The following is a 20,913-nucleotide window of genomic DNA, read 5'->3' as shown; positions in this document are numbered from 1 at the left end:
AATGTGGGACTAGTCAACCGCGATGAAAACGTTCTTGGTCTCGGTGAAATGCAGCGGGGCATCCGGTCCCAATTCCCGTCCGAGTCCGGACTGCTTGAACCCGCCGAAAGGGGTCGAGTAGCGCACCGACGAGTGCGAATTGACCGACAGATTGCCCGACTCGACGCCGCGGGCCACGCGAATAGCCCGGCCGACGTCCCTGGTCCAGATCGAGCCGGACAACCCGTAGTCGGTGTCGTTGGCGAGCTGCACGGCATCGGCCTCATCGTCGAAGGGCAGCACGGTCACGATCGGGCCGAAGATCTCCTCGGTCACGCAGCGGTCGATACGGCTGGCGGGCGTGAGCACGGTCGGGGCGATCCAAAACCCCGCACCGGTCGGAGCGCTCCCGCGAAACGCGACCGGTGCATCTGCGGGCAGATACGCCGACACGGCAGCGTGATGCTGCCGGGAGACCAGGGGCCCCATCTCGGTGGCTGGGTCGGTCGGATCGCCGACCCGCACCGCGGCGACGGCCGGTTCGAGCAGCTCCATGAACCGATCGAACACGCTGGCCTGCACCAGAATGCGACTTCGAGCGCAGCAATCCTGGCCCGCGTTCTCGAACACGCCAGACGGCGCTGCAGCGGCAGCGCGTTCCAGGTCGGCGTCGGCGAAGACAATGTTGGCGCTCTTACCGCCCAGTTCGAGTGTCACCCGCTTGACCTGGTCGGCGCAGCCGGCCATGATCTGCTTGCCGACAGCGGTCGAGCCCGTGAACACGACCTTGCGGACGTCGGGGTGCGTCACAAACCGGGTACCTACGACCGAACCACGCCCCGGCAGCACCTGGAACAGTCCCTCCGGCAGCCCAGCCTCAAGGGCGAGTTCTCCCAAACGGATGCTCGACAGCGGCGTCCATTCCGCCGGCTTCAGAACCACGGCGTTACCGGCAGCGAGAGCCGGCGCGAACCCCCAGGCGCCGATCGTCATCGGAAAGTTCCACGGGGTGATCACGCCGACAACGCCGAGGGGCTCGTGAAAGGTGAGATCGATACCGCCCGCGACCGGGATCTGCTGCCCGAACATGCGCTCGGGAGCTGCCGAGTAATAGTCGAGCACGTCACGTACGTGCCCGGCTTCCCAGCGCGCCTGCGTGATCGGATGCCCCGAGTTTCGCACCTCGATTCCGGCCAGGTTTTCCCGATCCGCGTCAACGGCCTCGGCGAATCGCCGTAAGACACGGGCCTTTTCGGCGGGCGCTACATCGGCCCACACCTTCTGGGCCAGGACGGCGCGGGCGATCGCTTCGTCGGTTTCGTCCCGGCCCAGGTGCTCGACGGTCTCACCGATCGATTCATCGGCCGGATTGATGACGGTGTAGCTGCTCATACTGTTGCCTCTTTTGCCCCTGCGTGAGGTCGTGCCGGATGCGTTGCTGGCCTGGCCCGGTGCGGGCCTGCCGCTCGATAGTCGCGGGCGGCGGTGACCAGTCCGGTGAAGAGGCGAAGGTCGTCGGGCGACTGCTCCGGATGCCACTGCACGGCCATCCCGAACGGCACGGTCGTCAGCTCCACAGCCTGCACGATGCCGGCATCCGTTGTGGCGCTCACCCGCAGTCCGTCGGCTACGCGGTCGATGGACTGGTGGTGGTACACGGGCACCGCGGGCACAAGCGTTTGGCCGCCCAGCAGCGCGCTGAGCGTCGAGTCTGGTTCAATGCCAACGTCGACGACATTGAACACACCGTTACCGGCTTGATAGGTGGTGTCGCCGACCAGGTCGGGCAGATGCTGGTGGAGACTTCCGCCGAGGGCGACGTTGAGCATCTGCGCACCCCGACAGATGCCGAGGAACGGCAGTTCGCGGGCGATGGCCTGGTGCAGCAGTACCTCTTCCCAGGCGTCCCGATCGGGTCGGGGCAGGTCGGTCTGGGGGTGCGGTGCCTGCCCGTAGCGAGCCGGATCGACGTCTTTACCGCCGGTGATGACCAGGGCGTCGAGCCCGTCGAGCACCCGGTTGGCGATAGCGGCGTTCACGGGTTGGGGCGGCAGCAGCACGGCGATGCCGCCGGCGTTGGTGATTGCGTCGAAATAGACCCGCGGCAGAATAGCGGCCGGCACATCCCACACTCCGGTCTGCGCTTGTTCGAGATAGGTGGTCAGGCCGATCACCGGTCCGGTCTCGGAGTCGCTTAAAGTCTCAGGGTCGTTGAAAGTCTCAGGGTCGTTCAAAGTCTCAGAGTCGTTCAAAGCCACGCACCCGCTCCCAGTCGGTCACGGCGGCGTCGTAAGCGTCGACCTCGATGCGGGCGTTGTTCAGGTAGTGCTCCACGACCTCGTTGCCGAACGCCTCGCGCGCGACGGCGGAACCGGCGAACAATTCGGCCGATTCGCGCAGGGACGACGGAACTCGAGGCACGTCGCTGGTGTAGGCATTTCCCTGGAAGGCAGGCTCCAGTTCGAGTTCGTGCTCGATGCCGTACAGGCCCGCCGCGATCAGGGCGGCGACGGCCAGGTATTGATTGACATCACCGCCGGGAACCCGGTTCTCGACCCGCAGAGCCGGGCCGTGCCCGACGACGCGCAGTGCACAGGTGCGATTGTCGAGCCCCCAGGCCAGCGCGGTCGGCGCGAAACTACCCGGAACGTAACGCTTATACGAGTTGATGTTGGGGGCGGAGAACAGGGTCAGCTCTCGCATGATCGCAAGCTGTCCGGCCAGGAAGTGTCGGAACAGCTTCGACATGCCGTGCTCCGCCTGGGCGTCGTGAAAGACCGGTTCACCGCCCGGCCCCTGCAAGCTGATGTGGATGTGGCAGCTGTTGCCCTCGCGCTCATTGAATTTGGCCATGAAGGTGAGGCTCTTGCCGTGGGCGTCGGCGATCTCCTTGGCCCCACTCTTGTAAACGGAATGATTGTCACAGGTGGCCAGGGCGGTCGCATATCGAAACCCGATCTCCTGCTGCCCGAGATTACACTCGCCCTTCACCCCCTCGCAGTACATGCCCGCGCCGTCCATGGCGAGGCGAATATCGCGCAGCAGAGGTTCCATTCGAGTGGATGCCAGCAGCGAGTAATCGATGTTGTAGTCGCTGGCCGGGGTGAGGCCGTGGTACCCCTTCTTCCAGGCCTCGCGGTACCCGTCGTCGAAGACGATGAACTCGAGCTCGGTCGCACAGAACGGAGTGAGACCGTGTTCGGCCAGCCTGTCCAGTTGGCGGCGTAAAATCTGGCGCGGTGAGGCGAGCACGGGCTTCTCATCAAGCCAGTGCAGGTCGGCGGTGACGAGCGCTGTTCCGGGCAGCCACGGGGCCAGACGCAGCGTGTCGAGGTCGGGGATCATCGCCATATCGCCATACCCGTGCGACCAGCTCGACGTGGCATATCCGTCGACCGTGTTCATCTCAACGTCGACGGCGAGAAGGTAGTTGCAGCATTCCGCCCCATGAGCGGCGGCATCCTCCAGGAACAGCCGCGCAGAGAGTCGTTTACCCACGAGACGGCCCTGCATGTCGGTGAACGCGACGATCACCGTGTCGATCTCGCGGTGGGAAACCAGAGCGGTCAATTCGTCGAGGGTGAGGTTTCCGGATCGAGTATTCACTGAGCTTCTCCTCGGTGCCATTGAGTCGGTGCCATTGAGTCGGTGCGGTCAAGTCGGTGCGGTTCGGGCGTCGAGCGGGTCAATCGTGCAATTTTCAACCATTAGACCACACTTCGCCAGCTGGGGAGCGGGACTAGCGCCCGGAATAGGGCCCGTGATTTTCTTCAAAGGTATATACACCGCACCATTCACGCCCTAGCATCGTGGCAACCGCACTGAACGATTGCGCCCCGGCCTGGCTATCGCCATCGGGTGCGCGACGAGCGCAAAGGAATTGAGATGTCCAAAGACACCTTGAAAGTTTCGGGCGTGAAGTACACCACGGCGCAGGCCGGCTACTTCGAGAAGCGCAGACTCACCCGCAGCGCGGGCATCTGGGGCCTGTGGGGACTGGCCGTGGCAGCGGTGATCTCCGGGGACTTTTCGGGCTGGAACTTTGGAATCGGTTTCGCCGGTTTCGGCGGAATGCTGGTCGCCTTCCTGCTGCTCATCGTCATGTACTACGGAATGATCTTCAGCATCGGCGAGATGGCGGCCGCGATGCCGCACACCGGCGGCGCCTACTCGTTCGCCCGCGCGGCCATGGGGCCCTGGGGTGGGTTCGTCACGGGACTCGCCGAGACCATCGAGTACGTCGCGACCACCGCCGTCATCGTGTATTTCTCGGCTTCCTACGCCGACGGGATCACGCAGGAACTGCTCGGCGTCTCCCTGCCGCCGTGGCTGTGGTGGCTCATCCTGTACGTCGCCTTCATCGCACTCAACGCTGCGGGGGCGGCCATCTCCTTCAAATTCGCCATCGTCGTTGCGATCATCTCCATCGCCATCCTGCTGGTGTTCTCGGTAATGGCCGCTTTCTCCGGGTTGTTCAGCTGGGACAATCTCTTCAACATCACACCGGATGCCGGCCAAAGCGCCTTTCTGCCGCACGGCATCATCCCGATCCTGTTCGCGCTGCCGTACGCCATGTGGTTCTTCCTGGGCATCGAGGAACTTCCGCTGGCCGCCGAGGAATCGCACAACCCGGTTCGCGATATCCCACGCGCCGGGCTTATCGCCCGGACCACGCTGATCGTGACCGGCTTGCTCGTGTTGTTCCTCAACACCGGAGTGGTCGGAGCATCCGAGATCGCCGGGGCCGGCGAGCCGCTGCTTGACGGGTTCCGGGCAATCGTCGGCGACGGCGCCGCAGCGGTGCTGGCCCTGTTCGCGCTGATCGGGCTCCTGGCATCGCTGCAGGGGATCATGTTCGCCTACGGACGCAACATGTACTCGCTGTCGCGTGCCGGCTACTACCCGAAGTTCCTGTCGCTCACCGGCAAACGCCAGACCCCGGCCATCGCCCTGCTCGTGGGCGCGATCATCGGTTTCGTCGCACTCGTGCTGGTCGATTCCCTCGGCGGTGCCGGGGGTGTCGCCGGAGCCATCGTGCTCAATATCGCTGTCTGGGGCGCCGTGATCGCCTACGTGCTGCAGATGGTGTCGTTCGTGCTGCTGCGTAAGAAGTTCCCGAACGCGACCCGCCCGTACCGCAGCCCCTGGGGTGTTCCCGGTGCCGTCATCGCCGGCATCCTCTCACTGGCGATCTTCTTCGGATTCTTCATCAACGAACCGGCACGGCCGGCGATTGCGGCCATCGCCGTGGTCTACGTGGTGATGCTCCTGGCCTTTGCTTTTTGGGGGCGCAAACGGCTGGTCCTCTCGCCCGAGGAGGAATACGCCGTCTCGGGCGGGTTGCACCGAGACCCGCAAGCGGATGGCTACGGCGGCACGGTCGAGGATGAACTGCTGGCTCGCGACGGGAAGGACGACCCGCGACTCTGATCGGGCGCGGCTAGATCTCGCGGCAGTGCGTCGTGAGCATGCCGATCTTGTCGATCGAGATGGTCACTGTGGAGCCCTCGCGCAGAAAGATCGGTGGCTTGCGGCTGTAACCGGCGCCGCCCGGGCTGCCCGTGGAGATCAGGGTTCCCGGCATCAGCGTGGAGGTTTTCGACAGGTAGGAGATGATCTCCGCGACGGTGCGCACCATGTCGCCGCTTGAGGCATCCTGCAGAATGCGACCGTCGACGTGGGTGGTCAGCCACAGGTTCTGCGGGTCGCCGATCTCATCGGCGGTGACGACGAGCGGACCGGTGGGGGTGAAGCCGTCGAAGGACTTGCAACGGGACCACTGCGCCTCGGAGAACTGCAGGTCGCGTGCGGTGATGTCGTTCACGACGGTGTATCCGAAGACGTAGTCGAGGGCATTGGCGACCGACACATTGTGCGCTGGGCGACCGATGATCACGCCGAGTTCGGCTTCGTAGTCGACCTGGGTGGTGAGGTCCCGCGGCCAAGTGATCGTCGAGCCGTGCCCGGTGAGGGAATTGGGCCAGAGCGAGAAAATGGTCGCCGCGGACTCGAGTCGCAAGCTCAGCTCGGAGGAATGCGCAGCATAGTTCGCGCCGATCGCGATGATCTGCGGCGGGCGCAGCACCGCCGAGGAATGCCGCAGCTCGTCGACCGGGGTTAGTACGGCCCCGTTGGAGACGGCGTCGAGGCTGACCGCGCGGATACGTTCGTACCCGGAGTCGCCCTGTTCCAGCAGGTCCTGCAGGTCGCGGGGGGCGTCGTCGATGACCTCGTCGAGGAACAGTGCCGCATCGTCGAAGATCACGGCCAATCGGGGAACGGAGGAGCCGTCAACTCTCAAATGCGCAAATTTCACTCTTCTAGCTTAAAGGCCTCGCCTGCGGGTTGCGCTGTGGGGTGCTCCAACCCTCGGTGGGTCTGGTTGGAGGATACCGGGGAAGCAGCGCGCCACAGGTGCATTCCGGCGTAACTGCGCCACGGCGCCCAGTCCGTCCCGCGCGCAGCAAGGGAGCGCGGTTCCGCCGCAAGGCCGAGCCGGCCGGCACCCTGCCGCAGTGCAAGATCGCTGGTCAGCAGGATGTCGGGGCTGCCGAGCACCCGCATAGCCACATACCCGGCCGTCCACGGTCCGATTCCGGGCAGCGCGATGAGACTCCCTTCCAATTCTTCGCGGGTCTGCCCGGGGGACAGCGTCAGATCGCCCGAAGCCAGCGCCTGCGCCACCCTCAAAATGGTCTCGATGCGAGCGCCCGGCCCCCGTAACACCGCGCGCCCGCCAACGGCGATCTGCGCCGCGGTGGGGAACAGCAGCCGCAGCTCGGGACCGGGCAGTCGGTCGCCGAGTGCGTCGATCAGCCTGGTCAGCGCGGTTCGGGCCGCAGCGACCGACACCTGCTGCCCGATCAGCGCCCGGAACAGGGTCTCTTCGGCGTCCATGCTGCCCGGAACGCGAATGCCGGGGATCTGCGCGATCGAGGCGCCCAGCGCCGGGTCTGCGGCCAGGTGGCGGTCGATCGCCTGGGCGTCGGCATCGAGGTCGAACAACCGGCGGATCCGGCTCACCAGCGGTGCCAGGTCGGTGAGGTGCGCCAAGCGGATGCTGCAGGCCAGCGCGGGGGCAGCATCCGTTCCCGACAGGGTCACCTTTACTGTGCCCGTGCCGTGCGGCAGCCGCACCGTGCGGGCGTAGCTCGTCTCCGTGGCCATTTCGACACCGGGCAGCGCCCGCGTTCCGAGAAAACGCAGCACGCCGGCGCCGTCGAACGGCGTTCGAGCCGGCAGCTGCAGCATGATCCTCGTTTCGGCGATTCCGGGGGAGGCCTTCTCGGGCGCGGAGCGGCGACTGGAGCGGACTTGGGACGGGGTGCGTTCGTAGACGGCCGCGACGGTGTCGTTGAATTGGCGAACACTGCCGAAGCCGGCGGCGAAGGCCACGTCGGTGATCGGCAGGTCGGTGCCGAGCAGCAACAGGCGCGCGGTCTGGGCTCGGTGCGCCCGGGCGAGGGCGAGCGGACCGGCACCCAGCTCGGCCACGAGCACCCGGGTCAGGTGCCGGGGCGTGTAGCCGAGGCGGGCGGCGAGCCCCGTCACACCGTCACGTTCGACGACGCCGTCCGAGATGAGTCGCATCGAGCGGGCGGCGAGGTCGTCTCGTATGTTCCAGGCCGGTGAGCCGGGCACGGCATCGGGAAGGCAGCGTTTGCAGGCCCGCAGCCCGGCCTCGTGGGCGGCCGCCGCGGTCAGGTAGAACGTCACGTTGCCGGGTTGGGGCGTCGTCGCCGGGCAGCTCGGCCGGCAGTAGATGCCGGTCGTGTGCACGCCGGTGATGAACTGGCCATCGAACCGGGTGTCCCGCGAGCACATGATGCGATAGCGTTCGGCGAAATCCGGGTCGCCATGCCTGGCTGCGGGGACGGATGAAGTGGTCACCCTCCGAGCCTGCCACGCCCGGCCACGGGGCGGTAGCGGAAATCAGACATGGAGCGGCTCGATAGGCTGGGACGATGAACGCACTGAGGCGCCTCCAGTCCGAGCTCGGCGCGATCGTCAGCGTCGACCCCCTCGACCTCGTGGCCCACCGCACCGACAAGTCCGGCTGGGTCGCCGACGGCACGCCGCTCGCCATCGTGCGCGCCACGACGGTCGATAATGTTCAGGCCGTGCTGCGCATCGCGACCGAATTCCGGGTCCCCGTGGTCACCCGCGGCGCCGGAACCGGCCTGTCCGGCGGAGCCTGCGGCACCGACGGATCCATCGTGCTGAGCGTGGCCGGACTGACCCGCATCCTCGAGATCAACCCCGACGACGAACTCGCCGTCGTCGAAGCCGGCGTCATCAACCAGGACCTCAACGACGCCCTCGCGCGGCAGAACCTGTGGTTCGCCCCTGACCCGGCCAGCAAGGCCATCTCCACCGTCGGCGGCAACATCGCCACCAACGCCGGCGGGCTGCTCTGCGCGAAGTACGGGGTCACCCGGGAGGCGGTTCTCGGCCTGACCGTCGTGCTCGCCGACGGCAGCCTGCTGCGCACCGGGCATCGCACCGTCAAGGGCGTCACCGGTTACGATCTGACCGCGCTGCTCACCGGCTCCGAGGGAACTCTCGGCGTCATCGTCGAGGCGACCGTGCGAGTGCGGGCGCTCACCGAGGGGACGATCGCCACGATCGGCGCCGTTTTCGACACGGTCACGGCGGCGGCCGCGGCCAGCGCGGCCATCACGGCCGCACGCATCCGCCCCGCCGTCATGGAACTGATCGACCCGGTCGCCCTGGGGCACGTGGCGACCTACCTCGGCCCTGAGGGGTCGGCCGGGTTGCCGCTCAGCCGCGGCGCGTTCCTGCTCGTGCAGACCGACGGGCCGGCGGCGCTCGCCGAAGCCGAGGCTGCTCTCATCGTGCTGCGCCAAGCCGGCGGCGAAGCCACCCTCTCAACGGATGCTGCCTCCGGTGACCGGCTGCTGGCCATCCGCCGGGCCATGCACCCGGCCCTCGAGCAGCTGGGCCAGGTGCTCATCGAAGACGTGTCGGTGCCCCGCTCGCGCATGGCCGAGATGTTCGATGCGATCGCCTCGATCAGCGCCCGCACCGGCATTTCCATCCCCACGGTCGCTCACGCCGGCGACGGCAACCTGCACCCGAACTTCGTGATCACCCGCAGGCCGGGTGAGGCAGCGGATGCCGCGGTGCCAGACGAGATCTGGGCCGCCGCCGACGAGATGTTCCAGGCAGCCCTCTCTCTCGGCGGCACGCTCACCGGCGAACACGGCGTCGGCGTGCTGAAGCGTCGCTGGCTGCGGGACGAGATCGGTGACACGAGCCTCGTCTTGCAACGCCAGCTCAAAGCGGTCTTCGACCCGCTGGGCCTGCTGAACCCCGGCACTATGTTCGACGCCTGATTCGTTGGACGACCGAGCCGCCCGCCCCGCTAACCTCAAGTAATGCGCCTCGACCAGCCACCAGGCCACCAGCCAGCCGAGCACCAGCCCGTTCAGGTGAGTCCCAACTCGGTGCAATCGGTCTGGAACCAGCCGCTTCCCCCGCGCGGCCGTGGCCGTACAGCCGTGGCCGTGGTCGGCCTCGTGCTCGCCGGGCTGGCCCTGCTCGCAGTGTTCGCCTACCTCACCACGTTCCTCGGCAGCGGCGCGCTGCTGTTCGCGATGCTCCTGGCGCTGGTGCCGCTCACGCTCGTGCTGGTCGCGGTGCGCTGGATCGACCGCTGGGACCCGGAACCGCGGCCCGCCCTGCTCTTCGCGCTGCTTTGGGGTGCCGGCATCTCCATCGTCAGCGCGCTGGTCTTCGACCTCGGGGTTCAGATCACGATTGCGGCCAGCGCGGGGGCGCTGGCCGGGAGTGATTTCGCATCCGCTGTCATTCAGGCGCCCATCGTGGAAGAAGTGGCCAAGGGTTGCGGAGTGCTGGTGCTGTTCTGGGCGGTGCGCCGCCACTTCGAAGGCCCCATCGACGGCGTCGTCTATGCCGGGGCGATCGCCGCCGGCTTTGCCTTCTCGGAGAATATCCAGTATTTCGGGCTGGCCCTCACCGAGGGCACCGCGCAGACCGTCGGCATCACCTTTCTGTTACGCGGGGTGTTCTCGCCGCTCGCGCACGTCACGTTCACCATCTGCGTCGGGCTCGCCCTCGGCCTGGCGGCGCGGCGCGGCGCCACCAAGGGCGGGGCCGTCGGTTATTTTCTGCTCGGTCTGGTTCCCGCAGTGTTTCTGCACGCACTCTGGAACGGCGCCACATTCGTGCTCGCCGGCGACGCGTCCGTGCTCAATTACTACCTGGTGGTGCAGGTGCCCCTGTTCATCGCTGCCATTCTCGTCGTGGTGTTCCTGCGTCGGCAGGAGGCCCGCATCACCCTGCGCCGGCTGCACGAATACTCGCAGGCCGGCTGGTTCACCGCGGCCGAGGTCTCGATGCTCGGTACCGGTTCCGGTCGACGCCAGGCACTCGCCTGGGGCAAACGCCAGGACCGACCGAAGAAGCTCGCCATGCGCCACTTCATAGCGGATGCGAAAGCGTCTGGCCTTCGTGCGCGACCGCCTCGTTCGCGGCCAGAGCGCTCCGGCACTGCAGGCCCACGAAGCGCACCTGCTCACACTGCTGATGCACCATCGGGCCGCTGTGCTCGGGCAGGCACCGCCCGGCTCGGCGCCAGCGGCACGCTAGAGGCGCCGAGCCTGCACGATCCGACAGCGACAACAGAAACTCGCCGCCTCGGTGGTGTGGCAGTGCCGACGACTCTCCCGATGCGACGAGTTGGTGTGTACCTAGAGTGCACCCCCTGGCGGCCGGGCGCAAGCATTATTTTTTCGGGTCCCGCCCAGCGTGCAATCCGGCGCAGAATCGGGTTGGATGGGGGGATGACTGATTTGAATTCCAAGCCCGAAATTGACTTCCCGGAGGGCGCTGCGCCCGAACAACTCGAGATCACCGATGTCGTCGTCGGTGATGGCGCTGAGGCGACCGCCGGCGCCACCGTCGACGTGCACTACCTCGGCGTCGAGTTCGCGTCCGGCGACGAGTTCGACTCGTCCTGGAACCGCGGCCAGTCGATCAACTTTCCGCTGCGCTCGCTCATCGCGGGCTGGCAGGAAGGTATCCCCGGCATGAAGGTCGGCGGACGTCGCAAGCTCGTGGTGCCGCCGCACCTCGCCTACGGCCCGGCCGGTTCCGGCCATCGCCTCTCCGGCCAGACCCTGATCTTCGTCATCGACCTGCTCGGCGTCAGCTAACCGCGGTACCGAGAATCACCCTGAACGGGACGCGGCTGCTGCAGTCGTGTCCCGTTCGGTTTGCCCGGCGCCGCCCCTGCGCCCCGGCTAAGACCGATCGATGCGCAGGTGCTTGATCTTCGACGTATGACCGCGGATGATGCTCACATCACGTTTGGCCACCTTGAAGTGATTGGCCAGCAGTGCTACGAGCGCGTCGTTGGCGGCACCCTCGACCGCGCGCTGCTGCAGGAACACCGTCACAGAGGCGTGCTCCGGAGTGCTCTCCGGGTCGTCCACCACGAGGGGGCCCTTACGGCTGCCGGGCTTCACATGGACCGTGAGGTTGAGCAAGGCGGGCACGGCACTCCAGTTGGCCCCGGTCGAAGGGAGGGCCGCACTACAACGGTAGCGCCTGGGGTTCAGGTCAGGGTCGCCGTCGGTTCCGGTCCGAGCGTGAACCGCCGCCCGGTGATCGACTCCGGCACGATCTCAACGAAAACCGGCTTGACCGTGGGAATGAGCGGGTGCAACGGCAGCGCTGCAGCGTCATCGATCTCACGCTGGGTATCGAGCGCCCGAGCCGTTCCGTGCACGATGACACTCCACGCGTCGTCGCGACCGACGCCATCCGTTTCAAAAGCGACCCTGCTGTTCACCGTGAGCTCGATCAATTTGGTGCCCGACGCCGTGCGAAACAGCAGGCGCCGGTCGGCGGCCACGAAATTGACCGGAAAAATGTCGGGGATGCCTCCGACGGCCACGGCGAGACGGCCCAAACTGGCCGAGAGCAGCGCATTCCAGCATTCATCCTCGCTGAGAATCTGCACGGGGACTGAAGCCGCGTTCACATCGTCGAAAGTCATGGTCCATCGTCACACGCCGGGCCCGCCAGGGCGAGCCTGGCGGCACGATTTTTGTACGGTCAAGGCAAACAGGGGGCGCAAATATGTTGTTCCCACAATGTGGGGCACTCCACCTGTAAACTGGAAATTTGCCCAGGGGGGGGCAGACACCGATCAGACAGAAGCGATTTGATCGCCGCCGCAATCTATTCTTTGAGAAAGTTCCACAGTGAGTGCACGACCCGATGTACCGGCGAAAACGTCGAAGACCAGTTCTCTCAAGTCCAAGCGTTTCGTCGTTCCGGCACCCCGAGTGTTCTACCCGGCACTCGGCATCATCCTGGCCGTCGTTGTCATCGCCATCGCTTTTCCGGTGCGCACCGGCAGCGTTCTGGCCCTGCTGCAGGGCTGGGTGGTAGCCGGCCTCGGCCCCTATTATGTCGTCATCGTCGCTGCTTTCGTCGTGTTCGCCATTTGGATGGGCCTCAGCCGTTTCGGCGACATCAAACTCGGTAAAGACGACGATGAACCCGAATTCGGCCTGATGAGCTGGTTCTCGATGCTCTTCGCTGCCGGCATGGGCATCGGCCTGGTCTTCTGGGGCGCCTCAGAACCCCTCACCTTCTTCACGACTCCGAAGCCGGGAGTGACCGGGGATTCCGCGGACCTCGCCTCGGCCGCGATGTCGCAGACCTTCCTGCACTGGGGGTTCCATGCCTGGGCCATCTACGCCGTTGTCGGCCTGGCCCTGGCGTACTCGATCCACCGCAAGGGTCGGCCGGTGTCCATCCGCTGGGCCCTCGAGCCGCTTCTCGGTACACGCCGCGTCAAGGGGCGACTCGGTGACGTCATCGACGTCATCGCGATCGTCGGGACCTTGTTCGGCGTCGCGACCTCCCTCGGGCTCGGCGTCAAGCAGATCGCGGCCGGACTGAGTTACCTCGGCGTGGTCGGCGAAGTCACCAATACCCTGCTGGTGATCCTGATCGTCGTCATCACCATCATCGCCACGGCTTCGGTCGTCAGCGGCGTTGGCAAGGGCATCAAGTGGCTCTCCAACATCAACCTCGGTATGGCAGGCCTGCTGCTCGTGGCCGTGCTTCTCCTCGGCCCCACAATGTATCTCCTGCGCTTGCTCGTGCAGTCGATCGGTGGCTATTTCCAAAGCGTGGTCGGCCTCACCTTTGATACCGGAGCGTTCACCAGCCAGGCCGGCCTTGACTTCCAGGGTGCCTGGACGGTCTTCTACTGGGGCTGGTGGATCTCGTGGGCACCGTTCGTGGGTGTGTTCATCGCGCGCATCTCCCGCGGACGAACGGTTCGCCAGTTCATTGCCGGCGTGCTGCTGGTTCCGACCCTGGTCACGTTCGTGTGGTTCGCGGTCATGGGGGGCAGCGCGATCCGCCAGGCCTGGGAGGGTGACGGCGGGGGACTCTTCGACCCCGAAGTGGGCATCATCCCCGAGAATGTTCTGTTCAACTTCCTCGGTACCCTGCCCTTCGGAGTGATCCTGTCGGTGATCGCGGTCATCGTCATCGCGATTTTCTTCATCACCTCGGCCGACTCGGGTTCACTCGTGATCGACATGCTCGCCTCCGGCGGCGACACCAATCCGCCCAAGTGGAGCCGCATCATGTGGGCCGGTCTCGGCGGGCTCGTGGCCATCGCCCTGCTGCTGGCCGGCGGCCTCGCTGCCCTGCAGACCGGCGCGATCCTGACCGCGATTCCGGTGAGCATCGTCATGATCGGCATGTGTATCGCCATCTACAAGGCGTTCCGCATCGAACACGAAGTTCTCGTCGCTGCTGAACGCCGCCAGCGCCGGGAGGAGATGGCCCGCCGCATCGGCAAGACCGTCACCGCACACCTCGAGGAGAACTTCGACGACCACTTCGGTGACCAGGTCGACGGACACATCGAAGCGGCCCTGACCGACGATCCGGCGCGCCGGCCGCGGTGGGGACGTCGGCCGAAGGCCTGATCCTTCAACCGGATTGCCTTCAACCGGGTCGGGCCGCTACATTCCGTTGGCGGCCTTGACCCGGTCGACCAGATCCCGCCAGGGCCCGTTCACCTGTGGTTCGGCGAGTACGACCTCGTGCGGGGCGCACCGGATGCGGTAGGCGAACCGATCGGGTGTGGCCTCACTGTCGGTGACGTCGTCCCAGGGCAGCGAATTGAGAAAATCGGCCCACGTTGCAGGGTCGGGTTGCTCTTCGACCCGGACTTCCCAGGTCAGGCGGATTCCCGCCATCCCGCCGCTGCGCGAGACGATGACTTTCATACGGCGATGTTACTCCGGTGCCGCCATCACCCCGACCGTCGCCCAGGCCAGCAGAACCGCGTCGTGGGCGGCCCCGCCGTTGCCGTAGAGGCGCGCTGCCGACTCGGCTGTGGCCGCGGCGAAAGCAGCGAAATCACTGTCGCGGCTCAGCCCCGTGCCAGTGAGCGTGTCATACCAAATGCGGCCGGGTGTCTCCCAGGCGTTGCTGCCGAGGGCATCGGCGACCAGATAGAACGCGCGGTTGGGGATACCCGAATTGAGGTGCACACCGCCGTTGTCGTCCTCGGTTTCGACATAATCGGCCATGCTGCCCGGCTGCGGGTCTTTGCCGAGCACATCGTCGTTGTAGGCGGTGCCTGGCGCCTTCATCGAACGCAGGGCAACGCCCTCGACCTGGTCGGTGAACAGTCCCTCGCCGATCAGCCAGCTGGCCTCTGTCGTCGACTGGGCCTGGGCGTGCTGCTCGACCAGCGCACCGAAGACGTCGGAGATGGACTCGTTGAGCGCCCCCGACTGGCCCTGGTACTGCAGGTTGGCGGTGAACTGGGTGACACCGTGGGTGAGTTCATGCCCGATCACGCTGGGCGAAATGGTGAATCGATTGAAGACCTGGCCGTCGCCATCGCCGAACACCATGCGCTCGCCGTCCCAGAAAGCGTTGTCGTACTGCTTGCCGTAGTGAACCGTCGCGTCCATCGGAATCCCGGCACCGTCGATGCTGTCCCGCCCGAACTGCGTCCAGAACAGTTCCTGCGTGGTGCCCAGACCGTCATACGCCTCGTTCACCGCCGGGTCGCTGCCGGCAGGCTGACCCTCAGCGCGCACCCGGCGACCGGGCAGGCGTTCCTGGCCGCCGGCATCCGAAATGGTGCGGTCAGACTGGCCGGGGGTGCGAGCCGGCAGGGTACGAGCCCCGGAATACGGAAACGGATGCTCCCCGCCCCGCAATTGCCGAATCTGCGAGTCCCGCAGCAGCGACTGCCGTGCGGCCGCTGCGGCCTGCGCGAACCGGGGATCGTCGAGTTTCGCCAGCCGTACCAGCAGGTACGGCGGAACGATCGTGCAGTGCGGGTGGAGACCGGGGCCGGGCTGCGGAGTGTCCATGTGCAGAGTCTGGCACCGGCCGCCGACATTGCAACAGCGAGTTTTCACGGCGCGCAAAATAGAATCGATTCATGCGCTTTGGAATCGTCATTCTTCCGCAGGACCCGTGGCCGGTGGCCCGCAGAAAGTGGCTAGGGGCCGAGCAGTACGGCTTCGACCACGCCTTCACCTACGACCATCTGTCGTGGCGCTCACTCGCCGACGAACCCTGGAACGCGACCGTCCCCACCCTCACCGCGGCGGCGGCCGTGACCGAGCGCATCCAGCTCGGCACCTTTGTCTCATCACCGAACTTTCGGCATCCGGTGCCTTTTGCCAAAGAAATCGCGACGGTCGACGACGTGTCGAATGGGCGGTTTCTGCTCGGCGTCGGGTCGGGCGGTACCGGATTTGACGCGACCGTTCTGGGCCAGCCGGAGTACACGCCCCGGCAACGGCACGAGCGCTTCGCCGAATTCGTCACCGACCTCGACCTGCTGCTGCGCGGTGAAGACCCGGGCGCGACCGACGGCATCAGCTTCACCGGCGAGTGGTACACCGCAGCGGGGGCGCGCATGGTGACAGCCGGCGCCCCTTCGCCCCGGCGAGTGCCGTTCCTGATCGCTGCCAACGGACCCAAGAGCCTGGGGCTCGTGAGCCGTTTCGGCCAGGGCTGGGTGACGACCGGGCAGGACGGCGCGGTGGGGGAGCACTGGTGGGCGAGCGTGCGTGGTCTCACCGGGCGACTCGAGGACGCCGCCAGCGCGGCCGGTCGCGACCCAGGCACGATCGACCGCTATCTCTCCCTCGACAGCGGCGGAACATATTCCCTGCAGAGCATGGACGCGTTCGAGGATGCCGTGGGGCGGGCCGCCGAGCTCGGCATCACCGATGTGATCAGCCACTGGCCGCGCGAGCACGGGATCTATGCCGGCGACGAATCCATCCTCGACACGGTCGCGGCCGCCCTGCATTGAATCGAACGAAGTGGCCGGTCGATCGGTATTTCTGCCCGGCGGATGTCTAGGCTGGGTTCATGCGCGCACACGATGACCCCACGCCCATGGTCCCTCGCACACCGCTGACCGACGGGCTCGGCTGGCTCGGATTGCGCAGCGGACAAATCCTGCTCGTCATCATTCTGGCCTCCGCGGTCATCTTCGGCCTGGTCCAGCTGAAACTCGTCGTCATCCCGGTGCTGATCGCCATCATCCTCGCTTCAGCGCTCAGCCCGGTCATCAACGGTCTGCGCAAGCGCGGAGTCGCGGCCATCCTGGCCACCTGGATCACCCTGCTCGGCGGCATCACCGTCTTCGGCGGTATCATCACCCTCATCGTCTTCGCGGTGCGTGACCAGTGGGACGAGCTGTTCTCCTCGGCCTCAGAGGGCATCGACCACCTTCAGCAGTTTCTCATTGACGGCCCGATTGAGATCGACGAGCAGCAGATCAACGATGCTCGCGACAGTGTCGTGGACTTTCTCACCAGCAGCCAGTTCGGTACCGGCGCACTTGCCGGGGCATCCGCTGTCTTCGAACTCATCACCGGGGCCGTGCTGCTCGTGGTCATCCTGTTCTTCTTCCTCAAGGACGGCGGCCAGATCTGGAACTTCTTCCTGAGCCCGTTCAAGGGCGAGCGCCTCGCCCGAGGACGCCGCATCGGCCACACCTCGCTGCGGGTGCTTGGCGGTTACGTGCGCGGCACGGCGATCGTTGCCGCTGTTGATGCCACCGCGATCGGCATCGGCCTGGCCATCCTGCAGGTTCCGCTCGCCCTGCCCCTCGCCGTCATCGTGTTCCTCGGCGCGTTCATCCCGCTGATCGGCGCAACAGCGGCCGGTGTACTCGCGGCCCTGGTCGCCCTCGTGGCGAGCGGACCCGGCGTCGCGCTCATCGTCATTATCATCGTGATCGCCGTCAACCAGCTCGAGGGCAATTTTCTGCAGCCGGTCGTCATGGCGCAGTCGCTCAAGCTGCACCCGCTCGTCATCCTGGTCGGGTTGACCGCCGGAACCATACTCGGCGGCATCGTTGGTGCCGTGCTGTCAGTGCCGATCGCGGCCGTCGCTTGGGCCATCGCCAAGGCCTGGAACACACCGGATGCCCCGCGTCCGCGCGCCATCCCGCCCAAGCGGCGCGTGCGCAAACGCTGAACCCGCGGCTTCCGTTCCACCCTGCTCGCTGCAACGCCGCCACCCGCGTGACTGGAGAACCATGAACGAGCAAAGCCCCTTTCACCTGCCGCGGCCCCGCCTGACGATCGAGCAGGCGACCGAGCTGGCCCGCGACCGGTTCGGCGTCACGGGCACCGTCACCGAACTCGGCAGCCATCAGGACCGCAACTTCCGCATTGAAACGGATGCCGGCACGGTCGTTCTCAAGGTCGCCAACCCCACCGTCGCCACCATCGAGCTCGAGGCCCAAAATGCGGCGCTGCAGCACCTCGTCGGCCTGGACCTCGACCTGCCCGCTGCCGTCCCCGGCATCGAGGGCAGCCGGATCGTGCGCGTCACGGTCGACGGGCAGACCCTCGACCTGCGGCTGCTGACCTACGTCGAGGGGCATCCGCTGACCGACTCGGTGCGCCTGTCGGTCGGGCAGATCCGCTCGCTCGGTGACGTGGCCGCTCGCATCGTTCGTGGCCTCGCCGACTTCGAGCACCCGGGAACGGACCGATTTCTGCAATGGGACCTGCGGCGCGGCGGCGCGGTCATCGACGCGCTCGTGCCGTATATCGACGATGAGGCACGCCGCGAGCGGCTGCGCACGGTCTCCGACGCCGCCCGGCAGCGGATCGCCCTGGTCGCGGCCGACCTGCGCGTGCAGACGGTTCATGGCGACCTCACCGACGACAACGTCGTGAGCCGGGACGGCGCTGCCGGCACCATCACCGGGGTCATCGACTTCGGCGATGTGGCCCAGGGCTGGCTGGTCGCCGAGCTCGCGGCGACCTGCGCCTGCGTGCTCTACCGCAGCCCACAGCATCCGCTCGCCATCCTTGACACGATCGAGGCCTTCGCCGCGCGGGTACCGCTCACCGAGGCCGAACTCTCGGCTCTCTGGCCGTTGATCCTGGTGCGCACCGCCGTACTCGTCGTGAGCGGCGAAGCGCAGGTGCACCTCGACGGCGACAACGGCTACGCCGACGCCAACCGCGCCCGCGAGTGGCTCGCCTTCGAGACGGCGGCAGCCCAGGACGGCGCCGAACTCGAAGCGCTCATCCGCTTCACGGTGGCCGACCAGACACTGGCCGACCAGCGCCACGCGATCGCGTCCACCGAGCATCCGGTGCTCGGGCCGCTTGACCCCGCAGCCCGGATCGATCTCTCCGTGACGAGCGCTGCGTTCGACGCCGGCAGCTGGCTCGAGTCCGACATTGACGAGCGGGTGGCAACGGATGCCGCAGCCCGCCTCGGCCACGCCGTCACCCGCTACGGCGAGTTCCGCCTCTCCCAGACCCGGATCGACACGGCAGACGAGTCGATCACCCTGGCCCTCGGAATCGAGGCATACCTGCCCGCCGACAGCCAGGTCACGGCCCCGATCGACGGGACTGCCGTCGTGGTCGACACCAGCACGGTTCGGCTCGAGGGCACTGACTACGATCTGTGGCTGACCGGGATCGTCGCGGCCGACCTCGACGGGCAGGTCATTCGGGCCGGCACCGCTCTCGGAACCGCTCTCGGCAGCGTCGCTGCCGGCTCCCAACGCGCACGACACGGCACGGCCATCGCCCGCGTGACGGTGCAGGCCAGCCGGCTGCGCGGCATCCGTCCGCCGCTTTTCGTGGCACCCTCGGGAGCTGCGCTGTGGCAGCGGGTCTGCCCCGATCCCTCGGCCGTGCTCGGGCTGGAGATCCTGCGCCCGCTCGCCGACCCGACCGCCCTGCTGCAGCGCCGCGACGCGTCGTTCGCGCGCGTGCAGGAACATTATTACCAGGCCCCGCCGCAGATCGAACGCGGCTGGAAGCACCACCTCATCGATATCCACGGGCAGAGCTACGTCGACATGGTCAACAACGTCACGACCGTCGGACACGGGCACCCGCGCATCGCGGAGGCGGCACGCAGCCAGTGGTCACTGCTCAACACCAACTCCCGCTTTCACTACGAAGAACTCGTGCGATTCACCGAACGCCTGGTCGAACTGGCGCCCGACCCGCTCGACACGGTCTTTCTGGTCAACAGCGGCACCGAGGCGGTTGACCTGGCCCTGCGCCTCGCCCTCAGCTACACCGGCAACGACACCGTCCTGTCCGTGCGGGAGGCCTACCACGGCTGGTCGATGGCAGCGGATGCCGTCTCCTCCTCGGTCGCCGACAACCCGCGGGCGCTCGAGACCCGACCCGACTGGGTGCACCTCGTGGAGGCGCCGAACGCCGTGCGCGGCAAGTATCGGGGAATGCAGTCGGCGCCGCAGTACCTGGCGGATCTCGACCGTGACCTGCAGACCCTCGCCGCCGACGGGCGCACGGTCGCAGCGTTCATCGCCGAGCCGGTGTTCGGCAATGCCGGCGGTGTGCTGCTGCCCGACGGTTACCTGAGCGGCGTTTACGAGCGGATGCGCGCCCGCGGCGCTCTCTGCATCGCCGACGAGGTGCAGGTGAGCTACGCGCGTCTCGGCCGACACTTCTGGGGCACCGAACAGCAGAATGTGGTGCCGGACATTATCACGATCGCCAAGGCGATGGGCAACGGGCATCCGCTCGGAGCGGTCATCACCCGCCGCGACGTGGCTGAACGTTTCGCCGATGACGGGCCGTTCTTCTCCTCCGCCGGCGGCAGCCCGCTCAGCTGCCGCATCGGCCTCACCGTGCTCGACATCATGCGTGATGAGGGCCTGCAGGAGAACGCCGAGGTCGTCGGCCGGCACCTCAAGCAGGGGCTCGAACGGCTCGGCGACCGATTCGATTCTGTCGGCGCGGTCTACGGCATGGGGCTCTATCTCGGCGTCGAACTGGTCAGCGATCGGGCCGAGTTCACACCGGCCACCGCCGTCGCCGCCCGGCTCTGCGACGAGCTGCTGCTGCGCGGCTGCATCGTGCAGCCCACCGGAGACTTCAAGAACGTGCTCAAGATCAAGCCTCCGCTCTGTCTCAGCATGGCGAGCGCCGACCATTTTCTGCACGCCCTGGAAGGCGTGCTCGGCGAGCTCTCCACCTGAGACGCGCGGCGCAACCCCGGTGATGCCCGTGGGCTACCGGCGCGTCTTCGCCAGTGCGGGGGCCGAAGGCTCGGGCTCGGCGATGAAGATCAGGCCGCCGGCACTGTTGGCCGACAGCATGAGCGCTTCGATCCATTCGCGATTGATCGACGGGGTGCGGCTGCCGAAATAGCGGTAGTAGAGCGTGCTCGTGGGGTCGAGCCAGATCGCGCTGCGGCCGCTGCCCTCGTCGACCGAATCGGTCCAGGTGAAGACGAAACTCTCGCGTCGGCGCAGCTTGGTGCTGATCACGATCTGCAGGTGCAGGAGTGCTCGATCGTCGAAGGTGATCACGATGCCCGGATTACCGTAAAGCAACGTACCCATAGGTGCCCCTCCTCGAT

17 protein-coding genes and 1 pseudogene are annotated in these 20,913 nt (G+C 66.6%); 8 read left to right on the top strand and 10 right to left on the bottom strand.

All coding sequences use genetic code 11. The features are described 5' to 3' along the window. Positions 1-9: 9 nt before the first annotated feature. From E3O06_RS09865 to E3O06_RS09855, 3 genes are read right to left on the bottom strand one after another with little or no spacing between them, the layout of a single operon-like run. The gene (locus E3O06_RS09865; RefSeq protein ID WP_134503214.1) at positions 10-1,371 is read right to left on the bottom strand and encodes an aldehyde dehydrogenase family protein; all 1,362 of its coding nucleotides are present in this window, start codon (positions 1,369-1,371) and stop codon (positions 10-12) included. After that, positions 1,368-2,237 (bottom strand): gamma-glutamyl-gamma-aminobutyrate hydrolase family protein, encoded by an 870-nt coding sequence (locus E3O06_RS09860; RefSeq protein WP_241980051.1) that lies wholly within the window; start codon positions 2,235-2,237, stop codon positions 1,368-1,370. Before E3O06_RS09860 ends, E3O06_RS09865 begins: the two co-directional genes overlap by 4 nt. Beyond that, on the bottom strand, positions 2,218-3,606 hold the full coding sequence (locus E3O06_RS09855; RefSeq protein ID WP_134503213.1) for a glutamine synthetase family protein: 1,389 nt from the start codon (positions 3,604-3,606) through the stop codon (positions 2,218-2,220). Before E3O06_RS09855 ends, E3O06_RS09860 begins: the two co-directional genes overlap by 20 nt. 258 nt (positions 3,607-3,864) lie before the next feature. Between E3O06_RS09855 and E3O06_RS09850 the strand changes: the two genes are divergently transcribed. After that, positions 3,865-5,409, top strand: coding sequence for an amino acid permease (locus E3O06_RS09850; RefSeq protein WP_134503212.1), 1,545 nt, complete (start codon positions 3,865-3,867; stop codon positions 5,407-5,409). 10 nt (positions 5,410-5,419) lie between these two features. Here the strand turns inward: E3O06_RS09850 and E3O06_RS09845 are convergent, their stop codons facing one another. Together E3O06_RS09845 and E3O06_RS09840 are read right to left on the bottom strand one after the other, a co-directional pair. Next, positions 5,420-6,295, bottom strand: a complete 876-nt coding sequence (locus E3O06_RS09845) for a fumarylacetoacetate hydrolase family protein (protein ID WP_134503211.1) — start codon at positions 6,293-6,295, stop codon at positions 5,420-5,422. After that, positions 6,292-7,803, bottom strand: coding sequence for a DNA-3-methyladenine glycosylase 2 (locus E3O06_RS09840; protein ID WP_134503354.1), 1,512 nt, complete (start codon positions 7,801-7,803; stop codon positions 6,292-6,294). Before E3O06_RS09840 ends, E3O06_RS09845 begins: the two co-directional genes overlap by 4 nt. A 140-nt stretch (positions 7,804-7,943) precedes the next feature. Between E3O06_RS09840 and E3O06_RS09835 the strand changes: the two genes are divergently transcribed. The 3 genes and pseudogenes from E3O06_RS09835 (at position 7,944) to E3O06_RS18000 (ending at position 11,177) form a co-directional block, all read left to right on the top strand. Further along, positions 7,944-9,335 carry an FAD-binding oxidoreductase gene (locus E3O06_RS09835; protein WP_134503210.1) on the top strand — a complete coding sequence of 464 codons (1,392 nt, stop codon included), beginning with the start codon at positions 7,944-7,946 and terminating at the stop codon, positions 9,333-9,335. Between the two features lie 42 nt (positions 9,336-9,377). Beyond that, positions 9,378-10,241, top strand: a pseudogene (locus E3O06_RS18005) (PrsW family intramembrane metalloprotease); the annotation flags it as partial. 564 nt (positions 10,242-10,805) lie between these two features. Continuing rightward, the gene (locus tag E3O06_RS18000) at positions 10,806-11,177 is read left to right on the top strand and encodes an FKBP-type peptidyl-prolyl cis-trans isomerase (protein WP_104197031.1); all 372 of its coding nucleotides are present in this window, start codon (positions 10,806-10,808) and stop codon (positions 11,175-11,177) included. Positions 11,178-11,264: 87 nt separating this feature from the next. On the opposite strand, the gene E3O06_RS09825 is transcribed toward E3O06_RS18000, so the two are convergent. Together E3O06_RS09825 and E3O06_RS09820 are read right to left on the bottom strand one after the other, a co-directional pair. Next, positions 11,265-11,519: a DUF167 domain-containing protein gene (locus E3O06_RS09825; protein ID WP_241980049.1), complete on the bottom strand. Its 255-nt coding sequence runs from the start codon at positions 11,517-11,519 to the stop codon at positions 11,265-11,267. Positions 11,520-11,578: 59 nt separating this feature from the next. Next, positions 11,579-12,022 carry a pyridoxamine 5'-phosphate oxidase family protein gene (locus E3O06_RS09820; protein WP_134503208.1) on the bottom strand — a complete coding sequence of 148 codons (444 nt, stop codon included), beginning with the start codon at positions 12,020-12,022 and terminating at the stop codon, positions 11,579-11,581. Between the two features lie 208 nt (positions 12,023-12,230). On the opposite strand from E3O06_RS09820, the gene E3O06_RS09815 reads away from it, so the two are divergent. Next, positions 12,231-13,982 carry a BCCT family transporter gene (locus E3O06_RS09815; RefSeq protein WP_134503207.1) on the top strand — a complete coding sequence of 584 codons (1,752 nt, stop codon included), beginning with the start codon at positions 12,231-12,233 and terminating at the stop codon, positions 13,980-13,982. Positions 13,983-14,018: 36 nt separating this feature from the next. Here E3O06_RS09815 and E3O06_RS09810 read toward each other — a convergent pair whose 3' ends face one another. Together E3O06_RS09810 and E3O06_RS09805 are read right to left on the bottom strand one after the other, a co-directional pair. Further along, complete coding sequence (locus E3O06_RS09810) at positions 14,019-14,285, bottom strand: protealysin inhibitor emfourin (protein WP_134503206.1); 267 nt, start codon at positions 14,283-14,285, stop codon at positions 14,019-14,021. Positions 14,286-14,294: 9 nt separating this feature from the next. Further along, positions 14,295-15,389 carry a M4 family metallopeptidase gene (locus E3O06_RS09805; RefSeq protein ID WP_134503205.1) on the bottom strand — a complete coding sequence of 365 codons (1,095 nt, stop codon included), beginning with the start codon at positions 15,387-15,389 and terminating at the stop codon, positions 14,295-14,297. 71 nt (positions 15,390-15,460) lie between these two features. On the opposite strand from E3O06_RS09805, the gene E3O06_RS09800 reads away from it, so the two are divergent. The 3 genes from E3O06_RS09800 (at position 15,461) to E3O06_RS09790 (ending at position 20,530) form a co-directional block, all read left to right on the top strand. Beyond that, a complete protein-coding gene (locus E3O06_RS09800; RefSeq protein WP_134503204.1) occupies positions 15,461-16,345 on the top strand; it encodes an LLM class flavin-dependent oxidoreductase in 885 nt (294 codons plus the stop codon). Between the two features lie 59 nt (positions 16,346-16,404). After that, a complete protein-coding gene (locus E3O06_RS09795; RefSeq protein ID WP_134503203.1) occupies positions 16,405-17,520 on the top strand; it encodes an AI-2E family transporter in 1,116 nt (371 codons plus the stop codon). Between the two features lie 61 nt (positions 17,521-17,581). Continuing rightward, entirely contained in the window at positions 17,582-20,530 is a 2,949-nt protein-coding gene (locus E3O06_RS09790; protein WP_134503201.1) for an aminotransferase, read from the top strand. A 33-nt stretch (positions 20,531-20,563) separates the two neighbouring features. On the opposite strand, the gene E3O06_RS09785 is transcribed toward E3O06_RS09790, so the two are convergent. Then, a complete protein-coding gene (locus E3O06_RS09785; RefSeq protein WP_134503197.1) occupies positions 20,564-20,896 on the bottom strand; it encodes a DUF7882 family protein in 333 nt (110 codons plus the stop codon). Positions 20,897-20,913: the final 17 nt, after the last annotated feature.

Source organism: Cryobacterium glaciale, assembly GCF_004402535.1.
In the GTDB taxonomy this organism is placed as follows: Bacteria; Actinomycetota; Actinomycetes; order Actinomycetales; family Microbacteriaceae; genus Cryobacterium; species Cryobacterium glaciale.
Note: the sequence above shows the minus strand (reverse complement) of the source record. Positions and strands in the feature narration are given on the sequence as shown.

Excerpts from the sequence above, each read along its gene's own strand:
- E3O06_RS09795 (WP_134503203.1), top strand. The coding sequence starts at position 16,405 with ATGCGCGCACACGATGACCCCACGCCCATGGTCCCTCGCACACCGCTG.
- E3O06_RS09805 (WP_134503205.1), bottom strand. The coding sequence starts at position 15,389 with ATGGACACTCCGCAGCCCGGCCCCGGTCTCCACCCGCACTGCACGATC.
- E3O06_RS09810 (WP_134503206.1), bottom strand. The coding sequence starts at position 14,285 with ATGAAAGTCATCGTCTCGCGCAGCGGCGGGATGGCGGGAATCCGCCTG.
- E3O06_RS09835 (WP_134503210.1), top strand. The coding sequence starts at position 7,944 with ATGAACGCACTGAGGCGCCTCCAGTCCGAGCTCGGCGCGATCGTCAGC.
- E3O06_RS09850 (WP_134503212.1), top strand. The coding sequence starts at position 3,865 with ATGTCCAAAGACACCTTGAAAGTTTCGGGCGTGAAGTACACCACGGCG.
- E3O06_RS09865 (WP_134503214.1), bottom strand. The coding sequence starts at position 1,371 with ATGAGCAGCTACACCGTCATCAATCCGGCCGATGAATCGATCGGTGAG.
- E3O06_RS09855 (WP_134503213.1), bottom strand. The coding sequence starts at position 3,606 with ATGGCACCGAGGAGAAGCTCAGTGAATACTCGATCCGGAAACCTCACC.
- E3O06_RS09800 (WP_134503204.1), top strand. The coding sequence starts at position 15,461 with ATGCGCTTTGGAATCGTCATTCTTCCGCAGGACCCGTGGCCGGTGGCC.
- E3O06_RS09820 (WP_134503208.1), bottom strand. The coding sequence starts at position 12,022 with ATGACTTTCGACGATGTGAACGCGGCTTCAGTCCCCGTGCAGATTCTC.
- E3O06_RS09790 (WP_134503201.1), top strand. The coding sequence starts at position 17,582 with ATGAACGAGCAAAGCCCCTTTCACCTGCCGCGGCCCCGCCTGACGATC.
- E3O06_RS18000 (WP_104197031.1), top strand. The coding sequence starts at position 10,806 with ATGACTGATTTGAATTCCAAGCCCGAAATTGACTTCCCGGAGGGCGCT.
- E3O06_RS09840 (WP_134503354.1), bottom strand. The coding sequence starts at position 7,803 with ATGTGCTCGCGGGACACCCGGTTCGATGGCCAGTTCATCACCGGCGTG.
- E3O06_RS09785 (WP_134503197.1), bottom strand. The coding sequence starts at position 20,896 with ATGGGTACGTTGCTTTACGGTAATCCGGGCATCGTGATCACCTTCGAC.